Source organism: Streptomyces sp. NPDC019224 (assembly GCF_040632605.1).
Classification (GTDB): Bacteria; Actinomycetota; Actinomycetes; order Streptomycetales; family Streptomycetaceae; genus Streptomyces.
Genome location: NZ_JBEYCF010000006.1, coordinates 200,150 through 206,545, shown reverse-complemented (window position 1 = coordinate 206,545; position 6,396 = coordinate 200,150). Strand labels below are relative to the sequence as shown.

The following is a 6,396-nucleotide window of genomic DNA, read 5'->3' as shown; positions in this document are numbered from 1 at the left end:
AGGGTCTTCACGGAGATGTCGGCGCCGTCGCACAGCCCGTCGATGTACGCGGCGATCGCCGCGTCACGGGGGTGCAGGTGCGCGAAGTCCTGCCCCGTGTGCGGGCGTTGGTCCGGGGCGGAACGCTTGCCGTAACCGGGGTTCGCCATCGGGTGGTAGGGCACGGGCGCGCCACTAAACTGGCTGTCAGCCATCTGATCGGTCCTCTTGCTTTCGATCGAGGTGGTCAGGCTCCTGGCGGTGTTAGCGCACCGGCGGGAGCCGTCTTTGGTCCTTGGTCTGTGTCCTCGCTGAAGCTAGAGCGTGGCTACCTTCCGTCGCAACTCGATCGCGCGAAGTGAACCCTTGCGGGTCACAAGGGTGGGCGGGTGGGTTCAAACCCTCCCAACCATTCCTCTGAAAGAGCGCTCGGATCTCGCGACTTGAGCCCCGGGCCCGGATGCCCGGCCGCGCTTGAGACCGGTGACGGGCGACCGCCAGGGGCACCGCGAACCGAAGCCGGGGGCGGTGCTCTCCCGCGAAATGCCGTGCTATCGGGGCGATTTGTGGGACATTCATCGTCGGGGACCGCCGCTTCGGCTCCCTGGAGCGTGCTGTCGGAGGCGAGTGGGAGCGGGGGTGGGGGTGATGGGCCTGATCGCGTCGGGCATGCCCGATCGGCGGATCGCCGCCGCCTGTTTCATCCGTCGGAAGACGGTGAAGAACCACATCGAACGAATCTTCGCGAAACCGAATGCGGGGGGCCGCGGCGCATCATGGCTGAAAGCGGTAGGGCATTCGGGCCCTTGTCACCTGACCGGGCCCGGAGTTGGGCCCGGAGGCTCATGATGAGGGGTGTCGTACCCACGTGCGTTGCCGATGGCAGGCGGACTTACGGATCAACGTCGACCGCTTCCCGGTCGGTCGAACTCGGAGGGGGACATCCTCATGAAGGACATCGCGCTCAAGGCGGCGGTGAGCACGCAGACTTACGTGACCCACTGGGCGGACACGACCGTGGCACACATGAGGCGCCGGAAGGACAGGGGGCAGGGGGCGATCGAGTACGTCGGCATCACGATTCTGGTGGTGGCGATCGTGATCGCGTTGATCAACACCAGGATGGGCACCACCATCGGAAACAAGTTCAAGGAAAAGATCAACAAGGTCCTCTCCAGGTGAGTCCGGAGATCGGCGAGGACTTGGGGCAGGCCGCACCGCTGTACATTACGGCTGTGGCTGGTCTGCTCTTCCTTGCGTTGATCTTCTTTACGTTCGGCGAAGCCGATATTCAGCGCAACAGTGCACAGAGCGCAGCCGATGCCGCCGCACTGGCGGCGGCCAAGGAATCGCGCAGCCGGCTCGAACCGGATCTGGCGACACATCTCACCGACCCTGACTACTTCGAATCTGTATTCAATACACCCTTCTTCAGGGGCCTCGGAAACGCCTGCGGGAAGGCATCCGAGTTCGCCGCCTTGAACGAGGCCACCGGCGTTCAGTGCCGACCGCTGACCGACGGCAGATGGGGCTACGAGGTCAGTCTGAAGTCGGACAAGGGCATGAGCACGGACATCGTGCCGGGTACCAAGGGGAAGAAGGCGGAGGCCATGGCCGTGGCCGTGGTCGAGCCTCGCTGTACGTTCACCCCGGCCGCGGAGGAAGCACCGGCCGCGGAAGCGGAGCCGGATCCCGAATCGGAGCCGGACCCGGATCCTGAATCGGAGGCGGCGGCAGTCGGCAAGGTTCGCTGTGACGGTGGCCAGGAATGGGTGGTGGACCCCGAGGGCCTGGCGCTCATGCCTGACATGGCTGACCTCTTCTCCGTGCACCTGGCCGAAAACTGACCGCGAATGAATGCAAAGGATCTCGAATGAATTTCCGGCACGCCAGGAAAGTACGCCGGGCTGGGGCGGTTGCTCTCCTGGCTTCGTCTCTACTGTTCTCGATGGCAGCGTGCGGCGGTGACGACAAGGGATCGGACAAGGCTCCTGCCGCGTCGTCCGACACCGGGAAGGACCGGGGCAAGCAGGCGGCAGAGGGTAAGACGCTGCCCGACCGCAGCAAGACTCTCGTGACCCTCAAGAACGACGGGGGCGTAGAGATGATCGTGTACTCGGCCAAGCGTGACAGCGGTGGATTTCTCACCGTCAGCGGTGACTTCAAGAACACCAGTGGGGAAGGCTTCACCACGCCCCTCGAATGGAGCGGGCAGGAGGAAGCCGTGGCCGAGACCGGGCCTTCACTGGCCGGAATGACGCTGGTGGACTCGGTCGGCAAGAAGCGCTACTACGTGCTGCGGGACACTGACAACCGGCCGCTCACCACCAGCAACTACACGTCGATCATCGAACCGGGGAAGGCCCTGGGCTTCTTCGCCCAGTTCCCATCCCCGCCCAGCACGACGGCCAAGGTCGACCTTCACTTCCCAGGGTTCCCGAACGCGACGATTGAGATCTCCGGATGAGTGCCGCCACCACCGCCGAGAAGGGAACGAAGACCCGTGTGGTCGTGACCGCGTTCGCAATGGCGCTGGCGTTTGGGGCAACGGACGTCACGCAGGCGGCAGCCGAGGACAGTCCCTACCCCTCCGCCTCCGCAGAGCCCCCCGTCGAGGTCGATCCCACCGACTCCGACCTCAAGCTCCCCGAAGGCGCCACCCTCGCCCCGCCCAAAGTCCTCGACATCAAGTCCGTCATCGAGGACCTCGGCGGCGAGGAACGCCGCGAGGACACCAACGCGGACATCAAGTTCGCCCTCCAGGCGGAAGTGCTCTTCGGCAAGGACAGCGCCAAGCTGAGCGGCGAGGCCACCGGGCGGATCAACGCCATCGCCGAGGAGATCAAGAAGCAGGACGCCAAGAAGGTCCGGGTCTTCGGGTTCACCGACGACCTCGGCTCGTCCGAACACGGTGACGTGCTGTCCAAGAAGCGCGCCGACGCCGTCCACAACGTGCTGGACCAGGCGCTGGGCGGCACCGGCATCACGTTCGAGATCCGGGGCTACGGCGAGGACTACCCGATCGCGAGCAACGAGGACGAGGAGGGCCGCCGGAAGAACCGCCGCGTGGAGATCTCCTTCCAGCGCGGGGAGACCGGCGCGCAGAGCTGACCCGCACCCCCCGGCGGCGGCCCCCGGGCAACGTGATCGAGACGTCAAACGCCTCGATCACGTTGCCCGGGGGCCTCGTTGGTCATCCACCCTGCCGCGCCGCACCCACGACCTGCCCGCCCGCCCGCACCCACCGGATCATCCGCATCTGCGAGCGCGGACCCGTGGATGTTCTCCCGCTCGGTGACCGGCCCGGTGCTTTCCCTGGCCGGCCGGGGAGCCTGGCGCATGCCCGCCCTCCACTCGTGAAACAGTTTCGGTTTAAACTAAGAAAGCCCTCTGCCGTGGCGGGCGAGAAATGAGAAAGATTTCCGATGCCGGACAAATCGTCCCCTTTGTGGTGGGTGTTCGCCGCAGTCAGCGTATCCCTCTATCTTTTGGTCCTGTTTCCAGGGATGGTGAACTGGCGGCAGAAGATATGGGTGTCGTGCGGCCCCGTGGCAGGCTTCTTGGCGATCGCGGCCTATAGCGCTCACTACGACTGGCCCCTGGCCGAACTGCTCCCGGTCTATTGTGGGATAATTTTGGCTGTTGCTTTGGGCGTCGTGGGGCACTGGAAGTCGATGCGTGCGTTCATGACCTGGCGGGAAGAGAATCCCGGCAAGCCTGACGACGAGGGGCCGGGAGTCCCCTGGGTGCTGCAGATAGCATTTACGCTTCCGGTGTTTCTCGGTGCCGTGATCTGGTACATGAAAAATTATTGAGTAGATTTTTGACGGAGGTATGCGTGCCGAGGGACATGGGTGAGTCGTGGCAGCGTGTGGTGTCCTGGCTGGGTGAGCATGCCCCGGTCAGTCACCGTGCTCTGGGGGATGCGGCGAGCGAGGAGGAGATCGCCGCCGTCGAGGAGAAGACAGGGGTTCGGTTCCCGGAGGATCTGCGTGCCTATCTGAAGGTCAACAACGGGACCGTCACCCGGCTCGACGGGTCGAACGGCCTGACGGGTTCCTGCCCGGAAGGCGAGTTCCTCGTCGGCGGATGGGCGCTGCTGCCTCTGTCGAGTATCGAGCGGCTGCATCATCAGATGATGCCTGGTCCGAGCGAGGATGAGGGCTATTGGAGGAAGGAGTGGATTCCTTTCGCCGCCGAGTCCTACGCGTGTGGTGAGATGTATGGCTTCTTCATCGACGCGGAGACAGGTTCGGTGGGGCAGTGGAGTGACGGCGACGTGGAGACCATGGATCTCTTCCCGGACCTGTCGGAATTCTTCGCATCGGTTCTTGAGGACCTGGAGCGAATCCTTGGTCCGGAGGAAACCGGTCAGCGGATCCAGGACGGCTGCGTCACCCTCGACTGAGCCTCTTCGGGTTGGCCACCGACCGGGTGATGGGCGGTGAGCCCTTTCCGACCTCATACCTGTGCTGCTCAGTCGAAGCGCTCGGTGGCAGGCTCAAGGTCGTCGCCGACTTCGGCGACACCGAGTACACCGTGGCGTGCGCGGAGAGGCCTTGGCCGCCTGCACGATGCCGTGGTCCGTCCTCGCCGGTCATCCGGCTTCGGCTCCGCAGCCGCAGGGTCTGTCCCGCAGCGGCGGCGGCCACCGGGCCGCCGCCGCTACGGGTGGATCAGCGCAGGGCGTTGTAGATGTTGAAGCCGTAGCCGATCCGTACGCGCTTGTTGAGCTTGCCCGTGCCGGTGGACGTGTACCGGTACAGGTCGCCGTAGCCGTTGACCCCGAGCAGGTCGGTCTTGCCGTCTCCGTTGAGGTCGCCGATCGCGGCGAACTTGTTGTAGATGTCGAAGCCGGAGCCGATCTTCACGCGCGCCTTCAGCGGCGCGGACGCCTTGCCCGTGCCCTCGTACAGGTACAGCGTGCCGTCCTTGGCGACGGCCGCCACGTCGGCCCGGCCGTCGCCCGTGAGGTCCCCGGCGCCGACGATGTGGCGGTACGAGCTGTAGCCGTAGCCCACCTTGATCTTCGCCGCGAGCGCGGTGCCCTTGCCGTTCCCCTGGTACAGGAACAGGTTGCCCTTGGTGTCGCGCGCGAGGATGTCGCCCGCGCCGTCCCCGCTCAGGTCGCCCGGGCCGATGAGGTCGTTGTAGACGCCCCAGCCGTCGCTGATGCCCCGGCCCGCGATGTACAGCCGGCCGTTCTTCACCCAGAGGTTGTCGGCCTGCCCGTCGTCGTCGAGGGAGGAGGCGAGCCACCCCTCGGGGACGGGTTCCCGGCCCACGCGGCCGAAGAGCTCGCCGTTGTTCTTGGAGTCGTACCAGAATCCGCCGCCCGTGGCGTTGACACCCAGGACGCTGCGCTTGCCGACGGCCGGGTTGCCGCCCGCACCGACGAGCATGGCCGCCTTGTGCCACCCGAAGGTGCCGGGGATCCTCATCCGGAGGTGGCCGTTGGAGAGGGCACGGTAGATGTACGTGTCGCCGTTCTCCTTGCGGCCCATGAGGTCGCCGAGACCGTCCCCGTTGATGTCGTCGAGACCCACGAGCTGGTTGTAGGTGTCGAACCCGTAGCCGATCATGACCGGTGCCTTGAAGGGCTTCGACGGGTTCCCGGTGCCGGCGTGGAAGTACAGATAACCACCGGGGGTCCGGGTGACGACATCGCCGATCCCGTCGGCGGTGGAGTCGTTCATGCCGACGATCTGGTCGTACGCGTCCCAGCCGGAGGCCACCTTGACGGCGGGTGCGAAGGGCTCGCCGTGGATGTCCCCGGTGGAGACGTAGAGGTAGACGTCGCCGGAGGGCGTGCGCGCGATCAGGTCGTTGCGGCCGTCGCCGGTCAGGTCACCCGGTGCGGCGATCTTGTTGTACTTCTGCCAGCCCTTTCCGGACCAGGTCGGAGTGTCCCCCGTCGGATCCATGCCGAACAGCGGGTGCAGCGTGAGCGTGCCGGACGCCGTCAGGGTGAGGAGGTCGGGCTGGCCGTCACCCTGCAGGTCGCCCGGAGCGATGATGTCCTTGTACACGAGCTGTTCGTTGGGGTCGTCGGGGTCGTTGAACCCGACGGGATAGTCCTCTATCGGCGCGCCCACCGACTGGAACAGACGGCCCTCCCGCGTCTGGTAGAGGATGTCGCTCTTGCCGTCGCCGGTGATGTCCATGCGCGGCGTCGAGCCGACGGCCTGCGGCGCGTCGGCGCTCTTCGCGTCGTCGGCCGAGGCCGGGGCCGCCAGCAGCATGCCGGCGGAGAGGACGAGCGCGGTGCAGGCCGCGATCCGGCTCGCGCGCTTCGAGCGCGCGCGGCGGGTGCGACCGGATTTCAGTGCAGACAGGTGCAAGGCCCCCCCAGGGGTTGTCCATGAGTGTGTGACCAGCGGGACAGAAGTGGTTCATGCCTGAATCAGCTGGTGTTCA

At 65.8% G+C, this 6,396-nt stretch carries 7 protein-coding genes and 2 pseudogenes; 7 read left to right on the top strand and 2 right to left on the bottom strand.

Features of this window, described 5'->3' with window-relative positions; all coding sequences use genetic code 11:
• Window positions 1-194: pseudogene (locus tag ABZ564_RS06450) on the bottom strand (hypothetical protein); the annotation flags it as partial.
• A 430-nt stretch (window positions 195-624) separates the two neighbouring features.
• Between ABZ564_RS06450 and ABZ564_RS06445 the strand changes: the two are divergent.
• The 7 genes and pseudogenes from ABZ564_RS06445 to ABZ564_RS06415 form a co-directional block, all read left to right on the top strand.
• Window positions 625-828 (top strand): annotated as a pseudogene (locus ABZ564_RS06445) (LuxR C-terminal-related transcriptional regulator); the annotation flags it as partial.
• Window positions 829-927: 99 nt separating this feature from the next.
• Window positions 928-1,161 (top strand): hypothetical protein, encoded by a 234-nt coding sequence (locus tag ABZ564_RS06440; protein ID WP_360850379.1) that lies wholly within the window; start codon window positions 928-930, stop codon window positions 1,159-1,161.
• Window positions 1,158-1,826 carry a pilus assembly protein TadG-related protein gene (locus ABZ564_RS06435; RefSeq protein ID WP_360850376.1) on the top strand — a complete coding sequence of 223 codons (669 nt, stop codon included), beginning with the start codon at window positions 1,158-1,160 and terminating at the stop codon, window positions 1,824-1,826. Before ABZ564_RS06440 ends, ABZ564_RS06435 begins: the two co-directional genes overlap by 4 nt.
• A gap of 26 nt (window positions 1,827-1,852) precedes the next feature.
• On the top strand, window positions 1,853-2,446 hold the full coding sequence (locus ABZ564_RS06430) for a hypothetical protein (protein ID WP_360850373.1): 594 nt from the start codon (window positions 1,853-1,855) through the stop codon (window positions 2,444-2,446).
• The gene (locus ABZ564_RS06425; RefSeq protein WP_360850370.1) at window positions 2,443-3,090 is read left to right on the top strand and encodes an OmpA family protein; all 648 of its coding nucleotides are present in this window, start codon (window positions 2,443-2,445) and stop codon (window positions 3,088-3,090) included. The genes ABZ564_RS06430 and ABZ564_RS06425 overlap by 4 nt, the downstream gene beginning before the upstream one ends.
• Window positions 3,091-3,404: 314 nt before the next feature.
• Window positions 3,405-3,794, top strand: coding sequence for a hypothetical protein (locus ABZ564_RS06420; RefSeq protein ID WP_360850367.1), 390 nt, complete (start codon window positions 3,405-3,407; stop codon window positions 3,792-3,794).
• 23 nt (window positions 3,795-3,817) lie between these two features.
• Window positions 3,818-4,387 carry an SMI1/KNR4 family protein gene (locus ABZ564_RS06415; protein WP_360850364.1) on the top strand — a complete coding sequence of 190 codons (570 nt, stop codon included), beginning with the start codon at window positions 3,818-3,820 and terminating at the stop codon, window positions 4,385-4,387.
• A gap of 268 nt (window positions 4,388-4,655) precedes the next feature.
• Here the strand turns inward: ABZ564_RS06415 and ABZ564_RS06410 are convergent, their stop codons facing one another.
• Window positions 4,656-6,320: a VCBS repeat-containing protein gene (locus ABZ564_RS06410; RefSeq protein WP_360850361.1), complete on the bottom strand. Its 1,665-nt coding sequence runs from the start codon at window positions 6,318-6,320 to the stop codon at window positions 4,656-4,658.
• Window positions 6,321-6,396 lie beyond the last annotated feature (76 nt).

Coding starts and splice junctions, on each gene's coding strand:
- ABZ564_RS06440 (WP_360850379.1), top strand. CDS start 928: ATGAAGGACATCGCGCTCAAGGCGGCGGTGAGCACGCAGACTTACGTG.
- ABZ564_RS06430 (WP_360850373.1), top strand. CDS start 1,853: ATGAATTTCCGGCACGCCAGGAAAGTACGCCGGGCTGGGGCGGTTGCT.
- ABZ564_RS06425 (WP_360850370.1), top strand. CDS start 2,443: ATGAGTGCCGCCACCACCGCCGAGAAGGGAACGAAGACCCGTGTGGTC.
- ABZ564_RS06420 (WP_360850367.1), top strand. CDS start 3,405: ATGCCGGACAAATCGTCCCCTTTGTGGTGGGTGTTCGCCGCAGTCAGC.